Source organism: Streptomyces sp. NPDC090045 (assembly GCF_044747975.1).
Taxonomy (GTDB): Bacteria; Actinomycetota; Actinomycetes; order Streptomycetales; family Streptomycetaceae; genus Streptomyces.
Genome location: NZ_JBIVFA010000004.1, coordinates 578,825 through 605,470, shown reverse-complemented (window position 1 = coordinate 605,470; position 26,646 = coordinate 578,825). Strand labels below are relative to the sequence as shown.

Genomic DNA, 26,646 nt, shown 5'->3' with positions numbered 1-26,646 from the left:
CCGGCGGGCGTCGCACCAGGGGGTAGTGAACATGGCCACGCGTACGGACGACGACGTATCCGACCGCAGAGGACGGATCGGCCGCATGCTGATCGCGGGCGGCGTCGCCGTGGCCCTGATCGGCTCCGTCGCCGCTGGATGCCTGGCCGTCACGGGCCGCTTCCCGGGGGACTCCATGGACATCGCCTGGAAGACCCCGGCGGACGGCAATGCCTCCAAGCAGGGCAACGGGGCCTGGCTGGCCGGCGACACCCTGGTACGGAGCCGCTCCGACGCGGTGACCGGCTACGACGCCGGTAGCGGCAAGCGGGCCTGGGAGTACCGGCCGCCCGGCCGCTCCGAGATCTGTGGCGCCGAGGCCGACGTCGACAGCTCCGTCCTGCTCGTCACACGCGACGACGACACCCGCCCCGCCTCGTCCAAGCGGGAGCTCTGCACCACCGTCGCCGCCATCGACCTGAAGAACGGCCGCGAGATGTGGCACGCCCCGATCCCCGCCGACGACGACAAGGCGACCCGATTCGGGCCCAACCCGGTGGCCGCGGGCGGCGGTCTCGCCGTCCTCGCCGACCAGGGGCTACGCGCCGTCGACGTACGCACCGGCGAGGCCCGCTGGACGGCGGCCGTTCCCGAGAACTGCGTCCCGGGCAAAGCCGCGCCGGCCAAACGGCACGTCGCCGCCCTCCTCGCCTGCGGCGACCCCGACAAACCGTGGAGAGACAACACCCCCGTAGGCGCCGAACTGCACGCGGCCGCCTTCGACCCGGCGACCGGTGCGCTGCTGTGGTCCACCCCGTTCGGCGATCGTGAGCCGGTCAGCCACAGCGTGGGCACATCCATCCTGTCGGCCGACCCGCTGGTCGTGTCCGCCTCGACCTCTTCGGGTTCCGAGCACGGGGCCTTCCACTCCTTCGACAAGGACGGCCGCCCCCATCCGCCCATCGACTTCAACGGCGCGTACGGCACGCTCGACGCCAAAAGACCCCTCGGGTCGACGACGGACGGCACCCGGCTCTACGCCCTGGCCGGCTACTACAAGAAGGGCGGCACCCGCCACCGCGCGGTCGCCTTCGACCTGGCCACCGGCCAGCAGGTCTGGAAGACGGGCCTCGACGACTCCCCGGGTGTCGGCCTGAACCTCCAGGACGGCAAGGTCACGGTGATCGTCAGGACCAGCGCGACATCGGCGGTCGCCAACGAGGACCTGTACGTCCTCGACGCCGCCACCGGCAAGCAGCGCGACGTCCGCAGCTTCCACGACAGCGTCGCCCCGTACAAGATCTTCGAGTACAAGGGCCTGCTCATCGGCGCCAGCCTGAGCGACTACGTGCCACTGCCACCCCCCTTCACGGCGTACGAACGCTCGTGACCCCACTCGGACGCTGACGCTTCACAGGGGCGCCTCCAAGTCGCCCTCGCAGCGCTCGGCCGGAGCCACTGCTCGAGGTCAGCGAGGGGTCAGGAGGCAGAACTCATTGCCTTCCGGGTCGGCCAGAACCGTCCAGGAGATGGCGGACTGGTCGATACCGGGGTCGGTGGCGCCCAGGGCGCGCAGGCGGGCTTCCTCTGCTGCCAGGTCGTCACCGGGGTAGGGGCAGATGTCGAGGTGGACGCGGTTCCACACGGTCTTGATGTCGGGGGTGCGGACGAATTCCAAGTAGGGGCCGACGCCTTGGGCGGAACGCATGGACGCGTGGTCGTCGGCGACCTCGTGCAGCGTCCAGTCCATCGCCTCATCCCAGAACCGGGCCATCCCCCGCGGGTCGGCGCAGTCGACCACCACCGCGGCGATCGGCCCGGTGTCCCGGTAGATCGGGCGGGGCTCCAGGACGCAGAACTCGTTGCCCTCCGGATCGGCCATGACCGTCCAGGGGACGTCGCCCTGACCCACGTCGGCGAGCGTCGCACCCAGATCCTTCAGCCGTGCGACCAACTCCGCCTGATGGGCGGTCGAGGTGGTGGCCAGATCAAGGTGCACCCGGTTCTTCACCGTTTTGGGTTCCGGGCGGGCGATGATGTCGATACAGACGGCCACGGGGTCGGGGTAGGCGAAGCCCACGGGTTCGAGGTTGGTCACCCCGGGTCCCTCGCTGTCGACACCCCAACCGAGTGCCTCCGCCCAGAACCGGCCGAGCACGGAGTCGTCCTGGGCCTTCATGTTGATCTGTACAAGTCGCGTTGCCATGCCGCTGATCCTAGAAGCTGCCGTCGGCCGGGCCGCCGCCTGGTCACCTGGTGGGCTTGGTCGAGACGATGCAAGTCCTTGTGAACGAGGGCGAGACCCGACCACGCCGCGCACCCCTGACCAGCCGTCTTCCGAGATCCTCGTCATCGTTGACCTACGCGGTCCGCCCCAATGAGGCAGGGACTGCTGAAGTACGAAGACGCTGGCAGCCGCTCACGGCCGGGCCGTATCGAGGTCGCCGGTGAGGTCGTCCAGGCCCGTGGCGTGCTCTCGGTGTCGCTGAAGTCGTCCTCCGCGACCCGGCCGGCGTACTCGTAGGCGAGGGTGGCGCGTGGGTGTCCAGGTCTCGGCAGTGCAGGCGGCGGCCGCCGATAGTGACGCCGGCCTTCTCGTACGGGGCCACGTGCGGCGCGGCAGCGGAGTCCGCGTCCGGGGCCAGATCCGCTCCGTCTTCCACTCCGGGCACGGCGGGAGAGCGGCGATCTGATCCGCCGCTCCGGCGGGGACAGGCCCTCCTCGGCGAACTGGGCGTAGAAGGCCGCACCGACCCCGCCCGAGCCCCCGCCTCCTGCGCGCCCTGCTCGTTCTGACGCATCTCGAAGTCAACCGCCGGCAGGTGAGGACGGCTCATCGCTCCGGCAGTCGCGCGATATCGGACACCGGCCCGATGTGGCCGAGCTTGTCGGGGTTGGACACGGAGTGGATCGCCCGGACCACGCCGTCGACGAGGTCGAGCTCGACCACACTGGCCACGCGCCCTTCGGCGTCGACGACCAGGGCGCCCGGCCGGCCGTTGATCCAGACCGGCCGGAGTGCCGCGCCGAGCGAGCGGAGGCGGCGCAGCCCGCCGACAAGCAGTTGTGCGACGCGCAGCGGCTCGGTCACCGACTTCGCGATCGCCCGCGCCTTGCCGCCGCCGTCCCCGTGGAACACCACGTCGGGCGCGAGCATGGCGAGCAGCGCGTGGATCTCGCCACCCCCGGCGGCCTCGAAGAACGTACGGGCGAGCTCCTCGCCCTCCGCCCGCCGGGCCCGGGGCGGCGTGCTGTCGGCCGCCTGCCTTCCGGCGGCGATGCGCTTCCTGGCGCGGGCGAAGATCTGCCGGCAGTTCGCCTCGGACTTGCCGGTGCTCCGCGCGACCTCCGGGTAGTCGTACCCGAACACCTCGCGCAGCATGAACACCGCCCGCTCTACCGGGGACAGGGCCTCCAGGAGGACGAGGAACGCCATCGACAGGGAGTCGGCCAGCTCGGCGTGTTCGGCCGGTCCCGGCCGGTCGGTGGATACGACGACGGGCTCGGGCAGCCACTCCCCCACGTACGTCTCGCGTCGCACTCGCGCCGAATTCAGGTGGTTGATTCCCAGCCGCGTCACCGATGTGGTCAGATACGCCTTCGGGGCGGCGATCTCCGTCCCGGCCTGGTGGGCCCGGGTCAGGCCGAGGAACGCGTCCTGGACAATGTCCTCGGCATCGCTCACGGATCCGGTCATGCCATAGGCGATGGAGAACAGCAGCGGCCGGTAGCCCGCCGCGTCCGGCTCATCCGTTGATCCCGGCAAGGAACCTCTCCCCCGAACTCGCATACCGCGCAGGGTATCCGAGGCCCTCGGCCTGTGGATCAGCCAAGGAGAGGGAGACGCGGGTCACATTCGACTCCTGTCACAGCTCGCCGGGGTGCCCTGTCTTAGAGGGGCAACAGCGAACAACGACAAAGGAATCCACAATGAACGCTCGTTTGGACGTCTTCGCCAGCCCGGTCGCGGCCAAGGCGTGGAAGCACATCATCGCGGCGAGCAAGTCGCTCGGGGAATCGACACTGCCGGCCGCGACGCGCGAGCTGGTGATGCTCCGCGCCAGCCAGATCAACGGCTGCGCCGGATGCATCGACATGCACACCAAGGACGCCGCCGCTGCCGGTGAGAGCGCCGTGCGCCTCCACCTGGTCGTGGCGTGGCGTGAGGCCACGGTGTTCACCGATGCCGAACGCGCCGCCTTGGAGCTGGCCGAAGAGGCCACTCGCATCGCGGATGCGGCCGGTGGCGTCAGCGACGAGGTCTGGGCGAATGCCGCCAGGCACTACGACGAGGACCAGCTCGCCGCCTTGGTGACCCAGATCGCCCTCATCAACGCCTTCAACCGCGGAAACGTCATGGTCCAGCAGCCCGCCGGCGGCTACGAGCCCGGTCAGCACTGACAACCGCCCGAACGCCACCCGGCCGCATGACCGGAGCCCCCCAACCCCGCAAGGACAAGCCCAATGAACCTCGCCCTGTGGATCGTTACCGGACTGCTCGCCGCTGCCTACCTGCTCGGCGGCGCCTTCAAGGTGATCACACCGAAGGAAAAGATAGCGGCCAGTGGGTCCAGCGCCGGATGGGTCGAAGACTTCGGCAACGGCGGCGTAAAGGCCATCGGAGCCCTTGAGGTCCTGGCCGCGGCCGGCTTGGTCCTACCCGCCGTACTCGACATCGCGCCGGTTCTGGTGCCGCTGGCCGCCCTCGGTCTGGTACTGCTCATGACGGGTGCGGCGATCACCCGCTTCCGGCGTCACGAGACCGCACTCATGGTGGTGGACCTGGCCTATGTCGTCCTGGCCGGTTTCGTGGCATGGGGCCGCTTCGGCCCCGAGTCCTTCATCAGCTGACCGGGGGCGGCATGAGCGGCTGAGGCGAGCTCATCGGCAGGCCCCTCGCTGGCTCAGTGTGCGGCATGCCCTCCGGGCCACGCACCGACCGCTGATGCTCTGTCAGTGCTTCTCGGTAGCCTGGGGGTGTCCTGAGACACCGGGGGAAGGGGTGCCATGTCGGGTACGAGCCGTAGCAGGGTCTGGGCCGTGGTCGGGGCTTCGCTCGTCGCCGTCGGCCTGCTGATCAGGTTGGCGATAGCCTTCGAGGGCTCCCGCTCATCGACCATGCCGACCGCGAGCCCGTCGCCGGCCGGCGACGGTGCGATGGTGGTCAAGCCGGGTGACTACCACCCGCCCAGGTACATCTGCGAGCACCTCGACTTCAAGGAGTTCGCGGACGTGTTCCAGCTCCAAGGTGCACACGACGGATACAACACGGGCCTCGAACCGGAGGTGGTCTCCGGCTCCACGTGCAAGCAGTCGATGGCTCGCGGGGGCACGGATCCGGTGAAGGTCACCGTTAACTGCAGTGCCTGGAGGGACGTGGACAAGGCCATCGAGGGGTTCGGGGGCGTGGCGGCCCTCTACGGGCCCCCGGAGACGGTCACCGGGCTGGGGGACCAGGCTTTCCGGTACCGCGCCCCGAAGAGTCCGACCTTCGGGATGAAGGTGCGCGACCGCAATCTCGGGTGCGAGGTCGAGGTCGAGGCCGAGCCGGCCGCGCCGCTGACCGACACCGAGATCGACGGCTCCTTCGCCGCAATGACCCAGCTCCTCCGGACGCTGATACCCAAGCTGAGCCCGCTGAAGGCCCAACCTTGAGCTGTGCCGTCGACCGGCAACGTCACCACCACCTACCTGCTGACCGCCGCGACCGGTGGCCAGGCGAGCAGCTCGCTGAGTTCCTTTTCTCAGCTCAGCTGCTCGGCCAGCGCGAGGATGATTCCGCTCGGCCCGCGGAGATAGCAGAGCAGGTGGCTGTCCTCGTAGCGCGTCACTTCGCCGACGAGTTCGGCGCCGTGCGGCCGGAGGCGGGCGAGGGTGTCCTCGAGGTCGTCGACGGCGAACATGACGCGGTGCAGGCCCAGCGTGTTCGGCGGGGTGACCTCCGGCTTGGGGGTGATCGCCTTCGGGGTGTGGTATTTCGCCAGTTCGAGCCGGCCCGGGGCGTCCGGGATCCGCATAATCGCGATCTCGCTTCGCATGGAGTCGAGCCCGACGACTTTCCCCGCCCAGCTTCCTTCGATCGGCATCCTGCCTTCCAGCTCCATGCCGAGCTCGGTGAAGAAGGCGACGGCGGCATCGAGGTCGTCGACGACGATGCCGACGTTGTCCATGCGCTGAATCGTCATGACCCCGAGGGTAGGGGCCGCGTCCTATGTCGTCGGCTCGACCGGCCGTCTCGCCGGTCGCCACTGCTTCCAGCCAGCCGTACGTAGTGGGTGAGCCGGTCCGGGCAGGGCGCTCACGTCACCAGGTGCAGCGAGGTTCCCGCGATGCCCAGCCGTACGCTCTGGCCCCAGGTCAGCTCCAGGGCGTCGCTCTCCATTCCGTCGCCGAAGACCACGATCCGGTCCGACTCCACGGTCAGCTGCAGCTCCTGCCCCCGCCCGAGTTCACCGGCGACCTTCGTCGTTCCGGTCGTGGGTGAGGGCCAGGCCTCGCGCACGAACCACAGGAGCCGCCGGTCGCAGGGGGCGGGCAGCCCCACGGGGCTGCCGCGCTCCAGCCAGAGGGAACGCAGCCAGCCGGTGGCGCCCGTGCCGGTGCCCACCAGTACCCCGGAGGATGCCTGGGCCTCGCCCGGGCCCTTCTCGCCGTCGGAGCCCAGGCGGTAGCGGGCCGTCTGGTGGCCGGGCGAGCCCAGGTAGATCTCGTTCAGTGCGAGAAGGCGCTGGGTGTCGTCGGCGACGGCCTCGACCATGGTCAGCTCCTCTGCCCGGCTGCCGGTGGCGGTCGCCGCACGCAGCAGGGCGGCCGTGTCGGCGCAGCGGTGCCGGACCAGGACCCCGGGGTTGCGTCCCGGGTCGGTGTCGATGCCCACCACCGGCTGTCCGCGCAGGTACTTGGCGGTGTTGGCGACCAGACCGTCCTGGCCGACCACGACCACCACGTCCTCCGGGGCGAACAGGAAACGGTCCAGGTCCGCCCGCTCCACCCGGGAGCTGCGCCAGGTGAGCGGCACCGCCGCCGCCACCTCCCGCAGCGCCTGCCGGGTGCGCTCGTGGCGGCGGACCACCTCGTCGATCGACCGGCCCCGGCTGGAGAGGAAGAACGCGGCCTGCCCGTGCGTCCCGTGGCGGGCGAGCAGTTCCTCGTACTCGGTCCTGCGGTGCACGATCACCGCCCGCGGGGCCAGGCTCACGCGCCCGTGCCGCCTTCCGGGCGTCCGAGCCTGGTGAGGAGCCCGGTGAGGACGTCGGGAGAGAGCGTGATGCTCTCGATCCGCGGCAGGTTCTCCGCCAGCCGGGTCACCGCGAGGGCGTGCAGCGTCCCCGGGCCGGCTTCGTCGTGCACGCGCAGCCAGGCTGCCTGAACCTCGGCCTGCGCCGCGCCCGTTTCACGCGCGGCCTCGGCGTCCGCGTGGGCCAGGCGGACCTTGCGGGCCGCCTCCGTCTCGGTGCGGATGCCGTCCGCGGCCGCCTTCTCCTCGGCCTCGCGGCGGGCGTTCGTGCCGCGCTGGTCGATCAGTTGCTCCTCGCGCCTGGCCAGTTCGATCTGACTGGCCAGTTCGTTCTCGGCGATGGCACGCTCACGCTCGACGGCGACGGCCCGCCGCTCGTAGGTGGCCCGGTCCGCCTCCTGCTGGATCTGCTCGCGGGCCGGGGTGCGCAGGGCGCGCTCCACCTCGGCCTCGGGGCGGATCGCCACGACCCGCACGGCCACCACGTCGATGCCGGTGGCCGGGAGCCTGGGCTCGGCGGCCAGACCGGCGGCGACGCTCCCCCGCACGGAGGCGACGCCGTCGACCAGGGCGACGGCCAGCGGAGTCCGGGCCAGTACGTCCAGCGTGTGCTGCTGCGCGGTCTCGGTGAGGAGGGTGGCGATCTGCTCCAAGGGGGCGCCGCGCCAGCTCCCGGTGTCCGGGTCGACGGAGAAGTCGAGTCGGTCCGCGGCTTCGGCCGGGTCGCTGATCCGGTACGTGACGGTGGCCTGCACGGCGACGTCCTGGAAGTCGGACGTACGGGCGTGGAACGCCATGGCCAGCTCCCGGTCGTCGACCGGCACTTCCGAAAGCGCCGCCGACAGTGACCGGTACCAGAAGCTGAGCCCCCGCCCGTCGTGGACGAGCCGGCCGCGCTTGTGGTGGCGGATGTGGGCGGTGGGCGCGGAGCGCAGATGACGCCAGCCGAAGCGCCGGGTGATGTCGGCCATGGCGAACCTCCTTGATTTCGTCAGTACGACGATAACGAGGGGGATCCATATCGTCAAGGGGACGAAAAGGGGGCTTCCGTGGCGCCGCCTGCCCGTAACTCAAGCCGCTTGAACGGGTCCTCGGCACCAGCGGATCGCAGTCTGCGGGCGTACCGTGCGCCGCGGGTCGGCGCCGCTCCGCAGGGCGGCCCCTTCTCGCATGTACGTGTCCCCGGCAGGCCGTTCCATGCACGTGCAAAGCGGGGCGGACGGCCGAAAACCGCGCCCACCGGTCGATAGGGTGGCGATCATGCGCATGAAGATCATCACGGCATTCGGTGCGGTGTGCCTGTTGGCCACGGAGTGCGGAAGCGGCGCCGATACGAAGCCGGATCCGGTCGGTCCGCTGCTGCCGCAAAAGCTGACCAAGCCGATCATCGGCAGCCTGGAGCCGACGGCGTCGCCGGCGGCCGAGGCCACCTTCGCCGAGAACGTGGTCCATGAGTTGCAGCAGACCCTCACCATGGCCAACGCCCCTGGCACGGTGACCGGTGAGTGCCCGAAGGGCATGGACTCCAAGCCCGGCACGACGGTCACGTGCACGATCACCTACGAAGGTGCGGAAGTCGCCGGGCCGATGGTCTACTGATCACCCCCTTTCGTTCTGTCCGCCTGAACTGGCGCCGACTCCCCACCCCGCCCCAACCCACCGGCCCATCCGCGCCCGGCACCCCGTTGGCGTGCGTCCGGGCCATCCGGACCACCAGCCGGACCGGCTCCTGCGCTGGAGGGCCGGACCGGGCCATCGGGGCCGTACGCCGCCCAGGGTGCGGCGGCCGCCGGCCGGATTCAGATCCTCCCGGTCGCGCTCGCAACATAGAGGCCGATGACCGCGACCACAGCGGCGACAACCCCCCAGGACGCCAGGCTGGTGTGCCTGCCCCGCGTGGCAGCCCGCCCGCGCGGCTTCCGCTGTCCGCCCCTGCGCCCCCGCGGCACAGCCGTCGGGGTGACGGCGGTCTCGGACAGCAGGCGGCGGCAGACCGCGGCCAGCTCGCCGCTCCCGGCCGACAGGCGCGCCACCGCCTCCGAGCGTGCGGGGGCCGTCGTACCGCCGTCGAGGATCCGCCCGGCCCGCACGAGCACCTCGTCCCGCCCGCCGGCAGGGGACAGGCTGATCCAGCGCTGGACATGCTCCCCGCGTATCACGACACCACCCGCGCGCTCCCGGTAGACGGTGTGTTCCCGCCAGAGGAGGCCCGCCAACTCCGATGCGGTCTCTCTCAGTTGCGCACTCATCCCGATCCCCCACAGCTTGCCTTGATCGAACAAACAGCGAATCCTAACGGCCGCCACCGACACCGGTAGCCACGCCCGCCCCGAACTGGGCGTCGACCGGGGCCGCGTCGTGATGGCCCCCGCAATCACCCGCCGGGGCACGGACGCGGGTGGCTGTGGCCGGGCGGCAGGTACTCCCGGTCCGACATCCCCGTTCCCTTCGGCTTCGCCGAACCGGCGTGGGCCCACACGGCTGGTGGGGGTTCAAGGAGGGCATGCCTTCTATCGGAGTCGCGACTCACGAGGGGCGGGCTGATGACGGTCAACACCGGGCGCGGGAATGGACGTACGGGAAGGGCCGCCGGTGTCGTGCTGCGGCTGGCTTCGGTGGCTGCCGGCGTGGCGGTGGCCGCGCTCCTGGTCGTCGACTTCCGGCTGACCGGGCCGGCAGGGCGGCAGGTACTCGTGGTGGCGCTGCTGGCCGCCTTCGTGAGCGCAGGCGTATGGGCGGCGTCGAGCGTGACGGCTCTCCTGATGCGGCCGTCCCTGCGACGGGTCCGGGGGCTCCTCGCGGAGGAGCCCGACCTCTGGGGCTCGGACCGGGAGTTCTTCGCCCCGATGCGCCGTCTGATGCTCCTCGGGGTGGTGCAGACCCTGGTCAATCTGCTGGTCCTGCTCACCGTGTATCCGCTCGCCCTCTGGGCCGGCGTACGGATCTGCGGCGCCGCGGGTCTGTCGGCGCGCCTGGCCGGCCTGTGGCCGGTCTTCGTCTCGGGGCTGCTGGTGGCGGCCGTTGCCATGACGGTCGGGAGCTTCTTCGCCCTGTTCCGCCACCGCGCCAGCCGCGCGGCCGCGCGCTCGCTGGCCGCCGTACTGCTCAATGCCGCCGGACTCGCCCTCGCCTCGCTCGTGCTGGACGGGGTCCGGCTCGACTCTGCGCCGGGGTGGCGGCAGGCCCTCGCCCTGTGTGCCGTGGCGTCCCTCTTCATGCTGCCGCGCATCACGCTGTCGCTGCCCGTACCGGGAATCGCCTCGATCGTCCTCGTCGCCTACCACTGCCTGGTGTTGTGGCTGATCTGCGCGGCGTTCGCCTTCGTGGACCCCTCTCTTCACGCCGACGGCTTCTGGCCGCTGGCGGGGGCCGCCGCGATCATGTGGGCGGCGGAGTGGCCCGCGCGCCTGGCCGTCGCCCGCGCGCAGGGAGCCGCCGCTCAGCCGGATCCCGTCCTGCCCGATCCGTTCCCGCCGGATCACGGGTTCCCCTCCGGCCCGCTGTACTGAGGTCCCCGGCCCGCCGCGTCCGCTGCCCCATGCCTCCGACAGGCCGCATGGCGTGACACCACGTCATGCCGCTCGGAACAGAGGCTCAACCACCCCGCACGCCCCGTACGACCTTCTCGGGCCGAGTGCCTGGCCTGCGATGATGAGGGAATGCCAGAGCCAGGGACCACTGCTGTCGTCATTGTCTTGCCCGATGCTGCCCCGCTCCTCGATGCGGCGTGGCGTGTCGACCCGGCTCTGGTGCGTCTTGGGGTGCCGGCGCACGTCTCGCTCCTCTACCCGTTCGTGCCGGAATCGGCGCTGACAGGTCAGGACGAGAAGGGCGTGCGTTCCCTGGCCGCGAGTTTTCCGGCAGCTGATCTGGTCTTGGAGGAGCTCGTGACGGCGTCCGGCTTCGTCGGCGTCACCGTTGCGGAACTCCAACCGATGGTTGATGCGTTCCGCGGCCGGTGGCCCGGGTTGCGCCCGTACGGGGGCCGTTTCGGCGCGCGGCCCGCCGCCCATGTCACGGTCGCCATGGGTGCGGACGACCCGGCAACCGCCGCCCGGGTCCGCACTGCGGTCGGCAGCCTGCTGCCTCTGCGCACCCGTGCGGCTGCGGTCCAGCTGGTGGTGCTGACGGAGGAAGGCTGGCGGCCGCGGTTCACCGCGCCGCTCGGCGGCCCGGACGGACGGTGAACACCGCCCGCCGGTCCCCCTGGCCGTGACCACAGGGGCGTCTGGGGTGCTCCTTTCTGATCTTCGTCGCGCGTCCCGGGCAGGAGATACAGTGCGCGCCGTGGACATACCCGACTGGTACGTCTGGATCGCTCTCGGTCTGGCCGTCTTGCAAGCCCTTGGTCTCGTTCCCATCGTCCGCCGGTTGCGCGGTCCCGACCCCGTGGTGCGCTCCACGGCACGTCTCGAGCTGTTGGACACCGTCGCCGCCCTGCTGCTCATCGGCGGCCTGCTGCTGAGTCTGACGGTGGCGCAATCCTGGTTCTGGCTCGCTGCCACTGGCTTCGCGCTCATGACCGCCGTCTACGTCGTGAAGGGGCTCCGCTGGCTCCGCGTGCGCCGCCGGGCCGTCTCAGGCCAGGACGTTCACGGCCCTGGCGACGACGAGTCCCAGGATCATGAGGGAAAGGACGGACTGGACGGTCATGACGCTCTTGGCCCAGGGGGCGAGCGGCATGACGTCGGTGGGGCTCAGCGCGGTGGAGTTGGTGAACCCGAGGTAGAGGTAGTCGATGTAGTGGGGGCGCCAGTGCGGGGCGTTCAGTTCGGGGCTGAGCTGTTGGGGAAAGGCGAGCGCCGGAGTGGGGGGCATGTGGTGGGCGCGGGCGGCCGGCCCGCCGCTGTCGAGTTCGAAGTACAGGAGGGAGAAGGCGAGAACGGTGGAGGACCAGACGCTTCCGCCGGCCAGCAGGAGGGCATTGGCGGAGCTGGTCTCGTGTCCGCCGTGGATGAGGTCGTCGATCAGCTGGACGGTCGACCAGATGGCGCTGCCCGCGAGCACGACGACCAGGGCGATCGCCACTGAGCGCAGGACGGTGGAGCGGCGGCTGATCCGGCCGGGGTCTCCCGAGATCAGCGCCACCAGCAGGAGGGCTTCGGCGAGGGGAAGCGCCCATCGGGGTCCGAGGCGCAGGTCGTCGGGCAGAAGCAGGGTGAGGACCGCGGAAGCGATGACCGCTGCGGCCATCGGCCAGCGGCTCTCGGTGTGGACGGCGGATCTCGGCCCCGGCTCCTGCGCGCTCATTCGGTCCGTGTCGGACGGGTTCTGTGCGGTCACGACCGACTACTTCCCGGGCTCGGCGGCAGGTCGGATCGCATGTGCCGTCGAGGTCGTACGGCGTCGTCGGGCGTTGCGCACGTGCCGGTCGCCCTGGATGTCGGCTTCATGTCCGCTCCTCGCAGGTGAAGGCGTACGGGGCGGCTGCCCCGACGACCGCGCGTGGGGCCCTCGCTCTCCGGGGTGGTGCGGCTCTGGACCTCGGGTCCACGGTAGACCGGGGTGAAGAGGGCCTGCGGCCGACACGCTCCGCATTCACACGCGCGCCGAAGCGGCAGGCCGCCCGGGCGGCGACGAGCCGCACGGTCAGTTGGCCAGTCGGTGGAGGTAGCGCTCGCCCCATTTGGCAGGTGGCCGATCACGCCCGCGTGGGCGACCGTGGACCCAGCTCGGAACTCACGACCGGACACCCCAGGAGGCGCCCCCATGAACTGGACACTCGAAGTCGTCCCCGTCCCCGTCACCGACATGGACCGCTCGAAGGCCTTCTACGCCGAGAAGATCGGCTTCAAGATCGACCTGGACGACGAGGTCGCCCCGGGGGTGCGCATCATCCAGATGACTCCGCCCGGCTCGCGCTGCTCCATCGCCATGCTCCAGGGCATGCCGGCGGCTCCCGGCACCGAGGTCATGGCACCCGGCACGCTCCACGGCCTTCAACTGTGCGTCGTCGACATCGAAGCAGCCCACAAGGACCTGACGGACCGAGGAGTCGAGGTTTCCCCGGTCCGGCACGTCGGCGCGACCGGCTGGGAGAACGGCAAGGGCGGGACCTGGAACTCCTTCGTCACCTTCAACGACCCCGACGGGAACAGCTGGGTGATCCAGGAAGCCCCCTCGGAACTCGCCGAACGCTGACCGCCGGCTGCCCTCCTCGCCCGCTGCCCGTCGCACGTCACCCGCACCTGCAGGGCTCGGCCCCGCTGTGCTGCTACGGCTCCCGAGTCCGGCGACTGCTGGAGTCCGGACGCGTCGACCGTCGCAGCCCCATGGAGGCATGAGAGCGAGTGGCCGGTCGGCCTGCACGTTGAGCATGGTTCCCCCTTAGCAGCTCTCTGCGTGACGCAGATGATGCGTCACGCAGAGAACTATACGGGATCACTGCGTCGCGCAGCAATAGGGAACGCGCTCCGGCCGCGGGAGGCCATGTCGGCTCAGCGAACGGGGCCTGCCGGCAGTCCGGGGAGCGTCGCGGCGGACAAGGGCAGTGTGCGGAGGGCGGGAGCCGGGCCGTCGGCTGCCGGGATGCCCGTCGGCGGGACCTCGGCGGGACGGTTCTTCGCGGCCGGGTCCGATGCGCTCGGCGCGGTGGCACCGCAGAGGGACCGGTCCCGGTAATCCACCAGGGCGGCGTCGGCCGGGTGCGGGTCGAAGGCGGTGCCGTCCGCGTTGGGGCGCTGGTACTTCATCAGGTTGTAGCCGATGGCGAACTGCCGCGTGCCGTCCGGGCTGGAGAGTGCCCACGTACCGGCGCCCCAGACTCCCCCGTCGTGCCCCCAGGCCGGGCCGCAGGGCGTGTCCATGGTGTAGATGCCGAGGCCGTATCGCATGATCACGGCGCCCTGCTTGTCCTTGACGTCGACAGCGGTGCGCATCTCGTCCAGCTGGGTGCGCGGCAGCAGCTTGCCGGTCAGCAGGGTGCGGTAGAAGGTGTTGAGGTCCTGCGGGGTGGAGACGAGGGCGCCCGCCGTGCCGGCCCAGGTCATGTTGTAGACGCTGTAGTCGCGCGGCGGGTCGATGAGCCCGAAGAAGCTCTCGTACATGCGCGCATGGGCGCCGCGGATGTGCGGGTCGGTGCCGGGGAAGTAGGTGTCCCGCAAGCCGGCCCGCCGGATCACGTCCTGGGTGATCAGCCGCTCCGGGTCCTGGCCGGTCACCTTGCGGAGCACCTCGCCCAGCAGCAGGTAGTTGGTGTTGGAGTAGGCCCAGTCGGTGCCGGGTTCGAACAGCTGGGGCCGGGCCACCCCGTACCCGATCAGCTCGGCGGGTCGTACCGTGCGGAACCGGTGGTCGTCCAGGCTCTCCGTGGTGCCCTTCTTGAGGGAGGGGAAGGCGTCCACTATGTAGTCGTCGATACCGCTGGTGTGGTTGAGGAGCATGCGGACGGTCACCTTGCGGCCGCGCTCGCCGGGCAGGAGTTCGGGCACGTAGTCTGCGACCGGTCGGTCCAGGCCCACCCGGCCCTTCGCGGACTGCTGGAGCACGGCGACGGCGGTGAAGGTCTTGGTGACGCTGCCGACGCGGTGCCGGAGGTCGGGGCGGGTCGGTATGCCGGCGGAAACGTCGGCGAGGCCGGCGGCTCCGTCGAAGCGGGCGCGGCCGTCGCGTACGGCGGAGTAGACGCCGTACACGCCCGCCTCCTGGATGGCGTTCAGCCTCGCCTGCAGCTGAGCACGGTCGGGGTGCCGGCCCGCCGCCGCGGCACGTGCGGCCGGCGATTCCTCGCCGGCGGCGGTGGCCGCCGGAGCGAGGCCCGCGAGCAGAGCCACGGCGACGGCGGTGACGGAGGCAACGCGGCGCAGGCGCGGTAAGGGACGGTCGGCAGAAGCGGTGTGGGGCACGGCGGCTCCTCGTCGGTGGCCCGGTGGGGCCCGGCGATCTGGGACACCTCGATTCTTGGCCCCATACCCGCAGTACGGCCTCCTCCACCAGGACGAACAAGGCATCAACCTCCAGAAGGAGAGGCACCTTGACAACCCATTACATTTGTCACATCGACCGCCGACCGGGCCCCGCCCGACCCGACTCTCACCCTCACCCTCACCCTCATCGCCACCGTCAGCGGAGCGGCCGCTCTCCCGTCGAGCGCGCGTAGCGGTCCGCGAGGCCGCGGAGGTGGGTGACCAGTTCCGGGGGTTCGGTGACGTCGAAGTCGAAGTCGAGCATGCCCAGGTAGACGGCGAGCGTCTGTACCGTGTCGGCGCCGGTGACCAGTACGCAGGTATCGGCGTCCAGCGCCTCGACCGTGCCCACCGCGGGGTTGATCCGCTCGGCCACGGCTGCGGCCGGGGCGTGCACGGTCACGCGCGCGTGGTGGCGCCAGGCCGCGCCCGACACCCGTAGCGCGACGTACGCGGCCACGTCGCCGCCGGGCGGTTCGCGCGGGGGGAAGCGCGGTCCGGTCGGGGTGCGGGGCCGGATCCGGTCGATCCGAAAGGTCCGCCAGTCCTCGCGCTCGACGTCCCACGCCACCAGGTACCAGCGCCGCCCCCAGTTCACCGCCCGGTAGGGCTCCACGATGCGGCGGGTGGGCGAGCCCGCGTGGTCCAGGTAGTCGAAGCGGAGTCGTTCCCGGTCACGGCAGGCGGACACGAGGGTGGTCAGTACGTCCGCGGACACGGCCGGGACCGGACGGTCCGCCGGCACGGCCACGGTGTACGCCATGAGGGCCCGTACCCGGCGGCGCAGCCGGGAGGGCAGTACCTGCTCCAGCTTGGTCAGCGCCCGCAGCGAGGTCTCCTCCGTTCCGGGGACGGCTCCCTGCGTGGCGGTGCGCAGCGCGATCGTCACGGCGACGGCCTCCTCGTCGTCGAGGAGCAGCGGGGGCATGGCGGCGCCGGCACCGAGCCGGTATCCGCCGGTGGTTCCGCGCGTGGCGTCCACGGGGTAGCCGAGCTCGCGCAGCCGTTCGATGTCGTTGCGGACGGTACGGCCGCTCACCCCGAGGCGCTCGGCGAGTTCGGATCCCGGCCAGGCCCTCGGGGTCTGCAGCAGGGAGAGCAGACGCAGCAGACGTGCGGAGGTATCGAGCATGAGGACCAGCCTGTTGCGTCATTAGGAAGGTATCGTGCCTATATCGAGAATAGTGTCTTACCCATGGAGAACAGCAGCAACACCGACGCCCGGATCCACCCCTTCCGCATCGAGGTCCCGCAGGTCGAGCTCGACGACCTGCGCGACCGGCTGGCACGTACCCGCTGGGGCAGCGAGATCCCCGGCGCCGGCTGGAGCCGGGGCGTGCCCACCGACTACCTCAAGGCCCTGGCCGCGTACTGGGCCGACGGTTTCGACTGGCGCAAGGCGGAGGCGGAGCTCAACGAGTTCCCCCAGTTCACCACCGAGATCGACGGCCAGAACATCCACTTCCTGCACGTCCGTTCGCAGCGCCCGGACGCCGTTCCGCTGCTTCTGCTGCACGACTGGCCCTGTTCTTTCGTGCAGTTCGCCGATGTCATCCGGCCGCTGGCGGAGGACTTCCACGTCATCGTGACCTCGACCCCCGGCACCGGCTTCTCCGGTCCGCTCGGCGAGGCGGGCTGGAACACGGGCCGCATCGCGGGCGCGTTCGTCGAGCTGATGGGTCGGCTCGGGTACGACTCGTACGGAGTCCAGGGGACCGGCGGCGGCGCCTGGATCGCCGCCGAGATGGGCCGGCAGGCGCCCGACCGGGTCGTCGGCGTGCACGTCAACGGCTTGATCACCTTCCCCTCCGGCGATCCGGCCGAATTCGACGGGCTGACCGCCTCCGAGCAGGAGCGGCTGGCCCGGCTGGAGAACTTCCAGCAGGACAAGATGGGCTTCAACGCCATCCAGTCCACCCGCCCGCAGACCCTCGCCTACGGGCTGCACGACTCGCCGGTCGGTCAACTCGCCTGGATCGCCGAGAAGTTCAAGGAGTGGACCGACCCGGCCGCCGAGCTCCCCGAGGACGCCGTCGGGCGGGACCGCCTTCTGGCCAATGTCAGCGTCTACTGGTTCAGCGGCACGGCGGGCTCCTCGGCGAACCTGTACTACGAGTCGGGCCACGACCCGAGCGCCTGGGCCCCGAAGCCGCGCGGCACCGTCCCGACCGGTGTGGCCGTCGCCCTGCACACCGACATCGCCATCCGCCGCTTCGCCGAGCGCGATCACCACGTCACCCACTGGACCGAGTTGGAGCGGGGCGGCAACTTCCTCTCGCTGGAGCAGCCGGAGGCGTTCGTCCTCGACGTCCGCACCTTCTTCGGCTCGCTGGACGGCTGATACCCGACGCAGCGGCTCCGGGAAGTGCCCGGAGCCGCTGCGGTGAACGGCCGAACTCCACGACACCCCTGCGAAGTTAGGTAAGCCTTGCCTAAAATGCCTTAGGATGCGGGCATGAAAAAGATCATCCGTGTGCTGACGGCGGTGGCGGCCGGTCTGGCCCTCGCCGCACCCGGCACGCTCGCGACTCCCGCAGTCGCCTCGACCGTTCCGGCGAGTGCCTCCCGGCTCGAACTCCCGCGTCCCACCGGCTCCTTCGGCGTGGGGCGCGACACCCTCCACCTGGTGGACCGGGAGCGCAAGGACCCCTGGGTGCCCACGGCCGACCGGGAGTTACTGCTGTCGCTGTACTACCCGGCGCTCGCCCGCACCGGAACTCCCGCTCCCTACATGGCCGTTCCCGAGGCCAAGGCACTGCTGACGGACCGGGGGCGACTGGGCGAGTACGTCACGCCCGAGCAGGTCGCGGGAACCCGCACCCATGCGCGGTCGGACGCCCTGCCCCGCCCCTCGGTGCACCGCTACCCGCTGATCGTGCTCTCCCCCGGCTTCACCATGCCGCGCGCCTCACTGAGCACCCTGGCCGAGGAACTCGCCAGCCGGGGTTACGTCGTGGCCGCGGTGGACCACGCGTACGAGTCGGACGGCACCGTCTTCCCGGGCGGGCGGGTCCTCTCCTGCACGGCGTGCGAGCAGGTGTTCCCCGACGGGTCGCTGCACCGGGTCTCCGACGGCCGCGCCCGCGACGTCTCCTTCGTCCTGGACCGGCTCACGGGCCCGCGCTCCGCGTGGCGGTACTCCTGGCTGATCGACTCCCGGCACATCGGCATGGCCGGCCACTCCATCGGCGGAGCGGCGGCCTCGGCCACGATGGCCGCGGATCCCCGCGTGGACGCCGGGGTCAACATGGACGGCACCTTCTTCACCCCCCTGCCACAGGGCGGCCTCGGGGCACGCCCCTTCCTGATGCTCGCCGGCGATCCGGCCCTGCTGCCGCCGGACTTCCCCGACACCTCCTGGGCGGACAACTGGCCCCGACTGGACGGCTGGAAGCGCTGGCTGACGGTCACGGGAGCCGGACATCCGGCCTTCACCGACTGGCCGGTCCTCGGCGACGGGGCGGGGTACCCGCACCCGGAGACACCGCTCTCGGGCACCCGGTCCCAGCAGATCACACGGTCGTACGTCGGCGACTTCTTCGACCTGCACCTGCGCGGGAAGCCGGCGCCGCGCCTGGACGGTCCGACGGCGGCCGACCCGGAGGTCGTGTTCCACCGCAGCAGCTGAGGGCGTACGGGGGCGTCCGCCGGCCGGGCGTCCCCTGCGGGCGCCCGCCACTCCGGGCCCCTGCGCCACGCCCCGTTCTCCCGAAGGACGATCGAACCGAGGAGTCCGCGCACATGTCGACACCGACACCTTCCGGGGGCGACGGCAGCGCCCACGGCCTGAGCGGGGTGGCCATGACCCTGCTGACCCCCCTCTACGGCCGCGCCCACGCCGCCGAGCTCCTCCCGGGAACCGCGTTCCGCGATCCGGCGGCAGCCTCCGTGCTGGCCTCGACGGGATATCGCGCGCCCGAGGTGCTGACCGACCGGAGCAACGCGCTCGGTTCGGTCCACCGGGCCATCGTCTTCGACGAGTTGACCGCCGCCTTCTGCCGGACGCACCCCGACGCGGCGGTCGTCTCGGTGGGCATCGGCCTCGACACGCGGGCCGAGCGGCTCGCGGGGGCGCTGCCCCCTTCCGTCACCTGGCTCGGCGTCGACATGCCCGACGTCGTGGAACTGCGGGCCGCGCTGCTGCCGCGGGACCGCGCCCGGGTGTTCCCCGCCTCGATCACCGAGCCCGACTGGGCGGAGCGGCTGCTACCCCTGGCCGGGGAGCGCCGCACCGTACTCGTCCTGGCCGAGGGCGTGCTGATGTACCTGGATCCGGCCGGACTGCGGGCCTTCCTCACGTCCTGCCGCTCCGCCTTCCCGGCAGCCGAACTGGTGGCGGACTTCTTCCATCCGAAGGTCGCGCTCAGCGGTCGGCACCCCATCGTCAAGGCGACGGGGGCACAGTTCCGTTCCGGCGCCCGGGGCGGGCGGGGGCTCGCCGCCGTGGCGCCCGGCTGGGAGTGGGTCCGCGACCACCGGGTGATGGAGCGCATCAGCCTCGGCCACCGGGCGGCCGCGGGACTGTTCCGTCTGCTCGCCCTCGGTGCGCCGGCCCACTTCCGTGGCCCGGCTGCGGGCCGCGGGGTAGACGGGCCCGGAGCTCGCGGGGGGGCTGCAACTGCCCTCCTGCCGGGCCGGCTTGCGGTCGTTCCCCGGGGGCCGGGGAATGGCCCGATTGTCGTCACATGTCTCCCTCCTCACACATTCTTAGGTTAGGCTTACCTAAATTGGGGGTGTGGGGATGCAGGACAAGGCGCGAGACCAAGCGCAGCAGGACGAGTGGGCCGACGAGGTACTGGCCTGGATGAGTTCCCAGGAGGAGATGGACCGGGCGCTGCGCGACGCATTGCGTCGCACGCCCAGCCAGCGCGAGGAAACGATCGCCCGGATGGCCGACGCCCTCCGCGGGGCCGCCCAGGGACTGACCATCCCCGGCTGCGCCGCCGCTGCCGGCCTTCCCGAGCGCACCTTGCGCGAGTGGCTGGACATCGACGCCAGCTTCGCCGAGGCGCTCCGCGCCGCGCACGCGCTGGCCGAGGCGCACGGGCTGAGACCGGGGGCGGCGCCCACGCCCGCCGCGCTCCAGCTGATGTTGAACGCGATCCGCAAGGGTGCGGCCTGGCCGGCCGCGGCGACCCTCGTCGGGATCTCCGTCCGCGGGTTCAACCGCCTGCGCGCCGAGGCTCCGCCCGTGGGGGCCCTGATCGCGGCGGCCCAGCGGGCCCGGTCGGCGAAAGCGGGCGCGGGCCAGCGGCGCAGGCCCCCCAAGGGCGCTGGCCGCCGCACCGGGTACCGGATCGTCCAGCTCGACGACCCCCTCCTTTCTCCAGAAAGCCAACCGGGCGGCCTGACAGGCGGATTGAGCGGGCGCATCACGCGCCGGGACTGAGTGCGCGAGCGCGCGCCGACCGGACGGGCGGCGCTCCACGCCCCCCTCGAACGATCTAGTTAGGTTAGGCTAAGTTAAGTAATGGATGAGGGTCGGGGCATCCTCCGGCCCTCGCCGAGCTCCGCGCGCCGTTCACCACCGGCGCCCCGCGAAGCGTCGGTAACGAGGAGATCCAGCCGTGGGCCCTGCGACCATCGCCCCCTATCCCATGCCCACTCGGGACGTCGTGCCCCACTCCGCGGCACCGTGGTCCATCGACCCCGACCGGGCAGCCCTGCTCATCCACAACATGCAGAACCACCTGCTCCACCCGTTTCCCCGGAACCACTCGCCCCTCGTCGACCTGATCGGCAACATCGCCGCTCTGCGCCGGTCCGCACGCAAGCTCGGGCTGCCCGTCGTCTTCAGCGCGGAACCCCCGGCCCTACGCCCCGAACAGCGCGGCCTCGTGGCCGAGATGGAGACAGAACCGACCGCACCGGACCGCGACGTGTCGATCACCGAGGAACTGACCCCGCACCGGGGCGAGCACGTGATCACCAACGCCCGGCACAACGCCTTCCTGCGCAGTCACTTGGAGCGCCTCCTGCGCACCACGGGCCGCGACCAGCTGATCCTGTGCGGCGTGTTCGCCCACTCCGGCGTCCTGCTCACCGCGGCGGACGCCTTCATGAACGACATCCAGCCGTTCGTCGTCGCCGACGCGGTGGCGGACACCTCGGCGGAGGAGCACGCGCTCGCCCTTCGCTGGACGGCCGCCCGAGGCGCCGTCGTACGGACCACCGCGACCCTCATCGACGAACTGGAAGCCTGATGACGACACCACCCCCGGCCCGGTGAGCGGGCCCGCGGCGCCACAGGCGCCCACACCCACCGAGGCGATGCCCCGGCTGGAGCGATACCGAGGCCACACGGTCGTGGTGAAGTTCGGCGGCAACGCCATGGTGAGCGAAGAACTCAAGGCGTCCTTCGCCCAGGACGTGGTCGCCCTGCGCGACGCGGGGCTCCGGCCGGTCGTCGTGCACGGCGGCGGCCCCCAGATCAGCGCGATGCTCGAACGGCTCGCCCTGGAGGTCCGGTTCGCCGCCGGACTGCGGGTGACGACCCCCGAGGTGATGGACGTCGTCCGGATGGTGCTGGCCGGCCAGGTCCAACGGGACATCGTCGGCCTCATCAACCATCACGGAGCCCTCGCCGTCGGCATGACCGGCGAGGACGCGCGCACGCTGTCCGCCGTCCGGCGGCCGGCCCTGGTGGACGGCACGGAGGTGGACATCGGGCTGGTCGGCGACATCGTGCACGTCGACCCCGACACGGTACGGGGCCTGCTCGAGCGGGGGCGCATCCCGGTGCTCTCCCCCATCGCCCGGGGAGCTGACGACGGAAACGTCTACAACATCAACGCGGACCTCGCGGCCGCCGCCCTCGCCCAGGCACTGGACGCGGAGAAGCTGGTGATGCTCACCGACGTCGCGGGACTCTACGCGGACTGGCCGCACAGCACCCGGATCATCGACCGGCTCACCGCGGGCGAGTTGGAGAAACTGCTGCCCTCGATGGCCGGCGGCATGCTGCCGAAGATGGAGGGCTGCCTGCGGGCGGTACGCTCCGGGGTCCGGATGGCGCACGTACTGGACGGCCGGGTGCCGCACGTCCTGGTACGGGAGACCTTCGCGGACGAGCGCGCCGGCACCACGGTGGTGCCCGACGACCCGCCGCGGGAGGAACGCCTCCCCCGCTGAACAACGGGAGGGCCGACCCTGTACGGCCCTCCCCCACCCGCGCCCGGAGCGGATGCCGCTCCGGGCCTTCCGCATGCCCAACTCCCCTAGAGGCCCGATGAGTTGTCGGATCTGAAGGTCAATCAGGGCTCAACTTGACAGCCCCCGAGGCTTCGGCGATGTTAGGCCAGCCTTACCTAAGCAATTGAGGTAGGACCGAGGAAGGATGGGCATGTCCGTACCGCACGCGCGCTCCACACCCGGGGACGCTCTCCCGGACATCAGGGACCTGGTGGGCATCGGCTTCGGGCCGGCCAACCTGGCCCTGGCGATAGCGATCCGGGAGCACAACGGCCGGCGGGCCTCAGGCGAGGCGATCCGGGCCTCCTTCGTCGAGCGCCAGGACGACTTCGGCTGGCACCAGGGCATGCTCCTCGAAGGGGCCACCATGCAGGTGTCCTTCCTCAAGGACCTGGTGACGATGCGCAATCCCGGGAGCCCCTTCAGCTTCCTGCACTACCTCCAGGACCGGGACAGGCTGGCGGACTTCATCAACCAGAAGACGTTCTTCCCCACGCGCCTCGAATTCCACGACTACTTCCGCTGGTGCGCGGCCTCCTTCACCGGGGAGGTCGACTACGCCACCGAGGCCGTCGAGGTGCGCCCGGCAGGGCCCGCGGGCGCCGTGGACCACCTGGACGTCATCACCCGGCCCACGTCCGGGACCGGACCGCTGCATGCCACCCGTACCCGCAACCTCGTCCTCGGGACCGGACTGCGCCCCCACGTGCCGGACGGGATCGGCACCGGCCCGCACGTCTGGCACAACCGCGACCTGCTGCACCGCGCACCGGAACTGACGGTCCGTCCGCACGGGCGCTTCGTCGTCGTCGGCGCCGGACAGTCCGCCGCCGAGACCGCCGACCACCTGCACCGCACGTTCCCGGACGCCGAGGTCTGCGCCGTGTTCACCCGGTACGGGTACAGCCCCGCCGACGACAGCCCCTTCGCCAACCGGATCTTCGACCCGAGCGCCGTGGACGAGTTCTTCCAGGCCCCGGAGGAGGTCAAGCAGCGGCTGATCGACTACCACTCCAACACCAACTACGCGGTGGTGGACGGCGAGCTGATCGAGCACCTGTACCGGACCGTGTACCAGGAGAAGGTCGCGGGAACCGAACGGCTGCGCATCCTGAACACCACCGCCCTCACCGCCGTGGAGGAACTCCCGGACGGGGCCAGGGCCGTGGTCCGCTCCCTCACCACGGGAGAGACGTTCGCCCTCGACTGCGACGCGGTGGTGCTGGCCACCGGCTACCGGCCCACCGAGCCCGCGGAGCTGCTCGGCGACCTGGCCGGGGAGTGCCTCACCGACGGACAGGGGCGGCTGCGCGTCGGCCGCGACCACCGGGTGGAGACCACCGGCCGCGTCCGGGCCGGCATCTACGTCCAGGGCGCCGCCGCCGAGCACACCCACGGCATCACCGCCTCCCTGCTCTCCACGCTCGCCGTGCGTTCCGGCGAGATCCGCGACTCCCTGCTCCTGCGCGCGGCCGAGGCCGACGTGCAGGCCACCGCGGCGGCCCGGCCGGCGGCCGTCGCCGCACACCACTGATCCCCACCCCCGCACCGACCGGTCCGGTCATCACCCGAGGAGAGACGCCATGGCCACCACCAACCCCTTCGAGGACGACGACGCCCGCTACTTCGTCCTCGTGAACGCCGAGAACCAGCACTCGCTCTGGCCCGCCTTCGCGGCGGTTCCCGCGGGCTGGTCCGTCGTGCACGGCGAGGACAGCCGGCAGGGTTGCGCCGCCTACACGGACGCCCACTGGACCGACATGCGGCCCGCCGGCCTCGCCGCCAGGAGCTGATTCCCGGGCGGTCCGGCCCTCCGCGCGGGGCCGGGCCGGAGCACCCGCTCCGGCCCGGCCCTGTCGTGTGCGCAGCGTACGGTTCAGAGGCGCCGGGCGAGCACCTCGGACCCCCGCGCGGGGTCCAGCGCCCCCGCCCAGGCGGCGGGAGCGCGTCCCGGGCCGGCCGGCTCGAAGCCGTACCGCCGGAACAGGTCCGCGCCGCTGGTGGTCGCCGTGAAGACCTCCCGCATCGAGCGGCCCCTCGCCTCGGCGAAGGCGGCCCGCAGCAGCGCGGCGCCCAGTCCGCGCCCCTGGCTTCCCCGGGCGACACAGAAGTTGTAGAGCACGGCGGCCCCGTCCCCCTCGTCGCTCAGGGCGACGCAGCCCCGGACGGGGGTGCGGCCGCGGCCGGTCACGAGGATGAACTCCCCGGCGTGCGCCAGGTAGTGGTCGATGCTGCGGGCCCGTAGGGCTCCGGAGCGAATGAAGGCCAGTGAGAGCGAGTGGAGGGCGCGGGCGTCCTGCAGGCGAGCCCTGCGGACCAGCAGCGGGAGATCGTCCGCACCGTGTACCGGCGGACGGGGGATGGCGGCAGTAATCACAAAATTAGGTTAGCCTTCCCTAAGTTGACCCGCAATCAGACCCGCCGCCCAACAGGGCGCACGGCGAAGCCGGTTGACCGACACCCCACCCGAATGTTCACCACACCCCGCTTGACGTGCACGCTCATGCCTAGTTAGGTAAGCCTTGCCTTACTTTTCATAGAGGTGTCGAGCCCCAGGAGAGAGCCGTTCCATGCCCGCATCCCCGTCGTTCACGCTCGACCGCCTGGTCCGCGACGTCGCCGACGTGCTCTACACCGAGCCCGCCGACGTCTCCCTGGAGGAGAGCCTCCTGGACCAGGGCCTCGACTCGATCCGGCTGATGTCGCTCGTCGAGAAATGGCGGGCCGACGGCGCCCGGATCACCTTCGTGGACCTCGCCGAGCGGCCGACCCTCCGCCAGTGGGCCGACCTGCTCGCCACCGCGCCCTGACCCCCTCCTCCCCCGCACCTGCCCGCCCCGGAGCCTGCCGTGCCACTGCGTGACTTCGTCATAGACATCGAACCCCTGCGCTCCAGCCGCGACTTCCGCGCGATCTTCATCGCCCGCGTGGTGTCCCTGTTCGGCCTCGGCATGGCGACGGTGGCCCTCTCCGCCCAGGTGTACGGACTGACCCGCTCGACCTTCGACGTCGCCGTCGCCAGCATGATCATGAGCATCACCGTGCTGCTCGGCTCCCTCTGGGGCGGGGTGATGGCCGACCGGACCGACCGCAAGCGCCTGATCGTGTGGGCCCGCGGCGCCGCCGCGCTCGCCTTCGCCGGCCTCGCCGTGAACGCGATGCTGCCGGAACCCACCCTGTGGGGCATCTACCTCTGCGTCGCCTGGGACGGCCTGGCCACCGGCGTCAGCGTGACGGCCCTGATGGCCGTCGCCCCGACCCTCGTACGTCCCGACCAGCTCCCCGCCGCGGGCGCCCTCATCTCGCTGACCGGTGAAATCGGCTCCATCAGCGCGCCGTTCCTCGGCGGCGTCCTCCTCGCCTTGTGGGGGCCCGGCCCGGTCTTCGCCTTCACCGCCGTGACCACGGCCGTCACCACCCTCCTGATCTCCCGGATCCGGCCGCTGCCCCCGGTCAGGGACGACGAGGACGAGGAGGCGTACGGCGCCGACAGCGGTTCGCTGCTCGTCGCCTTCCGGTACGCCCTGCGCAACCGCGTCGTGGGCGGCCTGGTCCTGCTCGGCGGAGTCATGGCCCTGTTCAACGTCCCCGTCGTGCTGTTCCCCGAGATGGTCGACAAGCAGTTCCACGGCAGCGAGGTCATGCTCGGCCTCCTCTACACCGCCCCCGCGGTCGGCGCGGTCGCCATGTCGGCCACCAGCGGCTGGCTGACCCGGGCCGCCCGGCCCGGGCTGCTGCTGCTCGGCGCGGGCTTCACCGGCGGTCTGGCCACCGTGGGCTTCGGGCTCAGCGGCCACGTCTGGGTCGCCTTCGCCCTGCTCGCCGTGTGCGGAGCCGCCGGAACGGTGTACGAGATCCTCGAGTACGCCCTCGTCCAGCACAGCACCCCGGACCGGTTGCGCGGGCGGATCGTCAGCGTCATCACCACGCAGGGCACCACCGGAGGAGTCGTCGGAGACGTCGAAGTCGCCGCTTTCGCCCGCTGGTTCAGTCCCGGTGGCGCGGCCGTGGTGAACGGCGCGATCTGCGCCCTGGCCGCCGTCACCGTCGCGGTCGCCGTACCGGGCCTGCGCAAGGCCACCCTCCCCCGCTGGGACGGGGAAGAAGAGGACGGGCCCGGCCCGGACAGCGCCGGCCCGGATTCCGCCGGCCTGGCGCCCTCGGCCCCCGCCGCCTGATCGACGTACCGCCGCCCGACGCGAAGCGCGGCGCCCGAGTCCCGTCCGCCCCGGCGCACCCGTACCCCGGCCTGCCCGCAGGCCCTTCACCCTGTCGCCCTCTGGCCGGTCCCCCGCCACCCGCCGGGGCCCGCAGCGAACCTGGAGCACGATGTCC

Annotated in this window: 28 protein-coding genes; 18 read left to right on the top strand and 10 right to left on the bottom strand. The window is 71.4% G+C overall.

The genetic code is table 11. The features are described from left to right. Window positions 1–31 precede the first annotated feature (31 nt). Window positions 32–1,369, top strand: coding sequence for a PQQ-binding-like beta-propeller repeat protein (locus tag ACIPYQ_RS14990; protein ID WP_401250645.1), 1,338 nt, complete (start codon window positions 32–34; stop codon window positions 1,367–1,369). Window positions 1,370–1,447: 78 nt separating this feature from the next. Here the strand turns inward: ACIPYQ_RS14990 and ACIPYQ_RS14985 are convergent, their stop codons facing one another. Continuing rightward, window positions 1,448–2,185: a VOC family protein gene (locus ACIPYQ_RS14985; protein WP_401250642.1), complete on the bottom strand. Its 738-nt coding sequence runs from the start codon at window positions 2,183–2,185 to the stop codon at window positions 1,448–1,450. Window positions 2,186–2,812: 627 nt separating this feature from the next. Further along, window positions 2,813–3,745: an RNA polymerase sigma factor SigJ gene (sigJ, locus tag ACIPYQ_RS14980; protein WP_401250639.1), complete on the bottom strand. Its 933-nt coding sequence runs from the start codon at window positions 3,743–3,745 to the stop codon at window positions 2,813–2,815. 164 nt (window positions 3,746–3,909) lie between these two features. Here sigJ and ACIPYQ_RS14975 point away from each other — a divergent pair, with 164 nt between their 5' ends. From ACIPYQ_RS14975 to ACIPYQ_RS14965, 3 genes are all read left to right on the top strand, one after another. After that, window positions 3,910–4,380, top strand: coding sequence for a carboxymuconolactone decarboxylase family protein (locus ACIPYQ_RS14975; protein ID WP_401250637.1), 471 nt, complete (start codon window positions 3,910–3,912; stop codon window positions 4,378–4,380). Between the two features lie 63 nt (window positions 4,381–4,443). Beyond that, window positions 4,444–4,830, top strand: a complete 387-nt coding sequence (locus ACIPYQ_RS14970) for a DoxX family protein (protein WP_361762791.1) — start codon at window positions 4,444–4,446, stop codon at window positions 4,828–4,830. 189 nt (window positions 4,831–5,019) lie between these two features. Further along, window positions 5,020–5,634 carry a hypothetical protein gene (locus ACIPYQ_RS14965; protein ID WP_401250634.1) on the top strand — a complete coding sequence of 205 codons (615 nt, stop codon included), beginning with the start codon at window positions 5,020–5,022 and terminating at the stop codon, window positions 5,632–5,634. 89 nt (window positions 5,635–5,723) lie between these two features. Here the strand turns inward: ACIPYQ_RS14965 and ACIPYQ_RS14960 are convergent, their stop codons facing one another. From ACIPYQ_RS14960 to ACIPYQ_RS14950, 3 genes are all read right to left on the bottom strand, one after another. Continuing rightward, complete coding sequence (locus tag ACIPYQ_RS14960; RefSeq protein WP_401250631.1) at window positions 5,724–6,164, bottom strand: VOC family protein; 441 nt, start codon at window positions 6,162–6,164, stop codon at window positions 5,724–5,726. 113 nt (window positions 6,165–6,277) lie between these two features. Then, window positions 6,278–7,177: a hypothetical protein gene (locus ACIPYQ_RS14955; protein ID WP_401250628.1), complete on the bottom strand. Its 900-nt coding sequence runs from the start codon at window positions 7,175–7,177 to the stop codon at window positions 6,278–6,280. Beyond that, window positions 7,174–8,187: an SPFH domain-containing protein gene (locus ACIPYQ_RS14950; RefSeq protein ID WP_361762780.1), complete on the bottom strand. Its 1,014-nt coding sequence runs from the start codon at window positions 8,185–8,187 to the stop codon at window positions 7,174–7,176. The genes ACIPYQ_RS14955 and ACIPYQ_RS14950 overlap by 4 nt, the downstream gene beginning before the upstream one ends. A gap of 289 nt (window positions 8,188–8,476) precedes the next feature. On the opposite strand from ACIPYQ_RS14950, the gene ACIPYQ_RS14945 reads away from it, so the two are divergent. Further along, window positions 8,477–8,815: a hypothetical protein gene (locus ACIPYQ_RS14945; RefSeq protein ID WP_401250625.1), complete on the top strand. Its 339-nt coding sequence runs from the start codon at window positions 8,477–8,479 to the stop codon at window positions 8,813–8,815. Between the two features lie 200 nt (window positions 8,816–9,015). Here the strand turns inward: ACIPYQ_RS14945 and ACIPYQ_RS14940 are convergent, their stop codons facing one another. Then, window positions 9,016–9,465: a hypothetical protein gene (locus ACIPYQ_RS14940; protein ID WP_401250622.1), complete on the bottom strand. Its 450-nt coding sequence runs from the start codon at window positions 9,463–9,465 to the stop codon at window positions 9,016–9,018. Between the two features lie 294 nt (window positions 9,466–9,759). On the opposite strand from ACIPYQ_RS14940, the gene ACIPYQ_RS14935 reads away from it, so the two are divergent. Beyond that, the gene (locus ACIPYQ_RS14935) at window positions 9,760–10,725 is read left to right on the top strand and encodes a hypothetical protein (RefSeq protein WP_401250619.1); all 966 of its coding nucleotides are present in this window, start codon (window positions 9,760–9,762) and stop codon (window positions 10,723–10,725) included. 186 nt (window positions 10,726–10,911) lie between these two features. Continuing rightward, a complete protein-coding gene (locus ACIPYQ_RS14930) occupies window positions 10,912–11,403 on the top strand; it encodes a 2'-5' RNA ligase family protein (protein WP_401250616.1) in 492 nt (163 codons plus the stop codon). 391 nt (window positions 11,404–11,794) lie between these two features. Here ACIPYQ_RS14930 and ACIPYQ_RS14925 read toward each other — a convergent pair whose 3' ends face one another. After that, window positions 11,795–12,499, bottom strand: a complete 705-nt coding sequence (locus ACIPYQ_RS14925) for a hypothetical protein (RefSeq protein ID WP_401250613.1) — start codon at window positions 12,497–12,499, stop codon at window positions 11,795–11,797. A gap of 426 nt (window positions 12,500–12,925) precedes the next feature. On the opposite strand from ACIPYQ_RS14925, the gene ACIPYQ_RS14920 reads away from it, so the two are divergent. Further along, window positions 12,926–13,357 carry a VOC family protein gene (locus ACIPYQ_RS14920; protein ID WP_401250610.1) on the top strand — a complete coding sequence of 144 codons (432 nt, stop codon included), beginning with the start codon at window positions 12,926–12,928 and terminating at the stop codon, window positions 13,355–13,357. A gap of 296 nt (window positions 13,358–13,653) precedes the next feature. Here ACIPYQ_RS14920 and ACIPYQ_RS14915 read toward each other — a convergent pair whose 3' ends face one another. Next, the gene (locus ACIPYQ_RS14915) at window positions 13,654–15,060 is read right to left on the bottom strand and encodes a serine hydrolase domain-containing protein (RefSeq protein WP_401250607.1); all 1,407 of its coding nucleotides are present in this window, start codon (window positions 15,058–15,060) and stop codon (window positions 13,654–13,656) included. A 217-nt stretch (window positions 15,061–15,277) separates the two neighbouring features. Next, on the bottom strand, window positions 15,278–16,252 hold the full coding sequence (locus tag ACIPYQ_RS14910; protein ID WP_401250604.1) for a helix-turn-helix transcriptional regulator: 975 nt from the start codon (window positions 16,250–16,252) through the stop codon (window positions 15,278–15,280). A 63-nt stretch (window positions 16,253–16,315) separates the two neighbouring features. Here ACIPYQ_RS14910 and ACIPYQ_RS14905 point away from each other — a divergent pair, with 63 nt between their 5' ends. The 8 genes from ACIPYQ_RS14905 (at window position 16,316) to ACIPYQ_RS14870 (ending at window position 24,104) form a co-directional block, all read left to right on the top strand. Continuing rightward, the gene (locus tag ACIPYQ_RS14905) at window positions 16,316–17,461 is read left to right on the top strand and encodes an epoxide hydrolase family protein (RefSeq protein ID WP_401250601.1); all 1,146 of its coding nucleotides are present in this window, start codon (window positions 16,316–16,318) and stop codon (window positions 17,459–17,461) included. Between the two features lie 114 nt (window positions 17,462–17,575). Beyond that, window positions 17,576–18,748 (top strand): alpha/beta hydrolase family protein, encoded by a 1,173-nt coding sequence (locus tag ACIPYQ_RS14900; RefSeq protein ID WP_401250599.1) that lies wholly within the window; start codon window positions 17,576–17,578, stop codon window positions 18,746–18,748. Between the two features lie 113 nt (window positions 18,749–18,861). After that, entirely contained in the window at window positions 18,862–19,836 is a 975-nt protein-coding gene (locus tag ACIPYQ_RS14895) for a class I SAM-dependent methyltransferase (RefSeq protein ID WP_401250596.1), read from the top strand. A 19-nt stretch (window positions 19,837–19,855) separates the two neighbouring features. Then, complete coding sequence (locus ACIPYQ_RS14890) at window positions 19,856–20,509, top strand: hypothetical protein (RefSeq protein WP_401250594.1); 654 nt, start codon at window positions 19,856–19,858, stop codon at window positions 20,507–20,509. 208 nt (window positions 20,510–20,717) lie between these two features. Further along, complete coding sequence (locus tag ACIPYQ_RS14885) at window positions 20,718–21,323, top strand: isochorismatase family protein (RefSeq protein ID WP_401250591.1); 606 nt, start codon at window positions 20,718–20,720, stop codon at window positions 21,321–21,323. A gap of 67 nt (window positions 21,324–21,390) precedes the next feature. Beyond that, window positions 21,391–22,251 (top strand): acetylglutamate kinase, encoded by an 861-nt coding sequence (gene argB / locus ACIPYQ_RS14880; protein WP_401250889.1) that lies wholly within the window; start codon window positions 21,391–21,393, stop codon window positions 22,249–22,251. 211 nt (window positions 22,252–22,462) lie between these two features. After that, on the top strand, window positions 22,463–23,845 hold the full coding sequence (locus tag ACIPYQ_RS14875) for a lysine N(6)-hydroxylase/L-ornithine N(5)-oxygenase family protein (RefSeq protein ID WP_401250588.1): 1,383 nt from the start codon (window positions 22,463–22,465) through the stop codon (window positions 23,843–23,845). A 49-nt stretch (window positions 23,846–23,894) separates the two neighbouring features. Continuing rightward, window positions 23,895–24,104, top strand: a complete 210-nt coding sequence (locus ACIPYQ_RS14870) for an MbtH family protein (RefSeq protein WP_401250585.1) — start codon at window positions 23,895–23,897, stop codon at window positions 24,102–24,104. A gap of 83 nt (window positions 24,105–24,187) precedes the next feature. Here ACIPYQ_RS14870 and ACIPYQ_RS14865 read toward each other — a convergent pair whose 3' ends face one another. Beyond that, window positions 24,188–24,688, bottom strand: coding sequence for a GNAT family N-acetyltransferase (locus tag ACIPYQ_RS14865; RefSeq protein WP_401250582.1), 501 nt, complete (start codon window positions 24,686–24,688; stop codon window positions 24,188–24,190). Between the two features lie 193 nt (window positions 24,689–24,881). Here ACIPYQ_RS14865 and ACIPYQ_RS14860 point away from each other — a divergent pair, with 193 nt between their 5' ends. Together ACIPYQ_RS14860 and entS are read left to right on the top strand one after the other, a co-directional pair. Beyond that, window positions 24,882–25,121 (top strand): phosphopantetheine-binding protein, encoded by a 240-nt coding sequence (locus ACIPYQ_RS14860; protein WP_401250579.1) that lies wholly within the window; start codon window positions 24,882–24,884, stop codon window positions 25,119–25,121. 39 nt (window positions 25,122–25,160) lie between these two features. Continuing rightward, entirely contained in the window at window positions 25,161–26,489 is a 1,329-nt protein-coding gene (gene entS, locus ACIPYQ_RS14855) for an enterobactin transporter EntS (protein WP_401250576.1), read from the top strand. Window positions 26,490–26,646 lie beyond the last annotated feature (157 nt).

Coding starts and splice junctions, on each gene's coding strand:
- ACIPYQ_RS14900 (WP_401250599.1), top strand. CDS start 17,576: ATGAAAAAGATCATCCGTGTGCTGACGGCGGTGGCGGCCGGTCTGGCC.
- ACIPYQ_RS14875 (WP_401250588.1), top strand. CDS start 22,463: ATGTCCGTACCGCACGCGCGCTCCACACCCGGGGACGCTCTCCCGGAC.
- ACIPYQ_RS14935 (WP_401250619.1), top strand. CDS start 9,760: ATGACGGTCAACACCGGGCGCGGGAATGGACGTACGGGAAGGGCCGCC.
- ACIPYQ_RS14950 (WP_361762780.1), bottom strand. CDS start 8,187: ATGGCCGACATCACCCGGCGCTTCGGCTGGCGTCATCTGCGCTCCGCG.
- ACIPYQ_RS14905 (WP_401250601.1), top strand. CDS start 16,316: ATGGAGAACAGCAGCAACACCGACGCCCGGATCCACCCCTTCCGCATC.
- ACIPYQ_RS14985 (WP_401250642.1), bottom strand. CDS start 2,185: ATGGCAACGCGACTTGTACAGATCAACATGAAGGCCCAGGACGACTCC.
- ACIPYQ_RS14860 (WP_401250579.1), top strand. CDS start 24,882: ATGCCCGCATCCCCGTCGTTCACGCTCGACCGCCTGGTCCGCGACGTC.
- ACIPYQ_RS14885 (WP_401250591.1), top strand. CDS start 20,718: ATGCCCACTCGGGACGTCGTGCCCCACTCCGCGGCACCGTGGTCCATC.
- ACIPYQ_RS14990 (WP_401250645.1), top strand. CDS start 32: ATGGCCACGCGTACGGACGACGACGTATCCGACCGCAGAGGACGGATC.
- ACIPYQ_RS14960 (WP_401250631.1), bottom strand. CDS start 6,164: ATGACGATTCAGCGCATGGACAACGTCGGCATCGTCGTCGACGACCTC.
- ACIPYQ_RS14920 (WP_401250610.1), top strand. CDS start 12,926: ATGAACTGGACACTCGAAGTCGTCCCCGTCCCCGTCACCGACATGGAC.
- ACIPYQ_RS14910 (WP_401250604.1), bottom strand. CDS start 16,252: ATGCTCGATACCTCCGCACGTCTGCTGCGTCTGCTCTCCCTGCTGCAG.
- ACIPYQ_RS14870 (WP_401250585.1), top strand. CDS start 23,895: ATGGCCACCACCAACCCCTTCGAGGACGACGACGCCCGCTACTTCGTC.
- ACIPYQ_RS14940 (WP_401250622.1), bottom strand. CDS start 9,465: ATGAGTGCGCAACTGAGAGAGACCGCATCGGAGTTGGCGGGCCTCCTC.
- argB (WP_401250889.1), top strand. CDS start 21,391: ATGCCCCGGCTGGAGCGATACCGAGGCCACACGGTCGTGGTGAAGTTC.
- ACIPYQ_RS14975 (WP_401250637.1), top strand. CDS start 3,910: ATGAACGCTCGTTTGGACGTCTTCGCCAGCCCGGTCGCGGCCAAGGCG.
- ACIPYQ_RS14970 (WP_361762791.1), top strand. CDS start 4,444: ATGAACCTCGCCCTGTGGATCGTTACCGGACTGCTCGCCGCTGCCTAC.
- ACIPYQ_RS14895 (WP_401250596.1), top strand. CDS start 18,862: ATGTCGACACCGACACCTTCCGGGGGCGACGGCAGCGCCCACGGCCTG.
- ACIPYQ_RS14945 (WP_401250625.1), top strand. CDS start 8,477: ATGCGCATGAAGATCATCACGGCATTCGGTGCGGTGTGCCTGTTGGCC.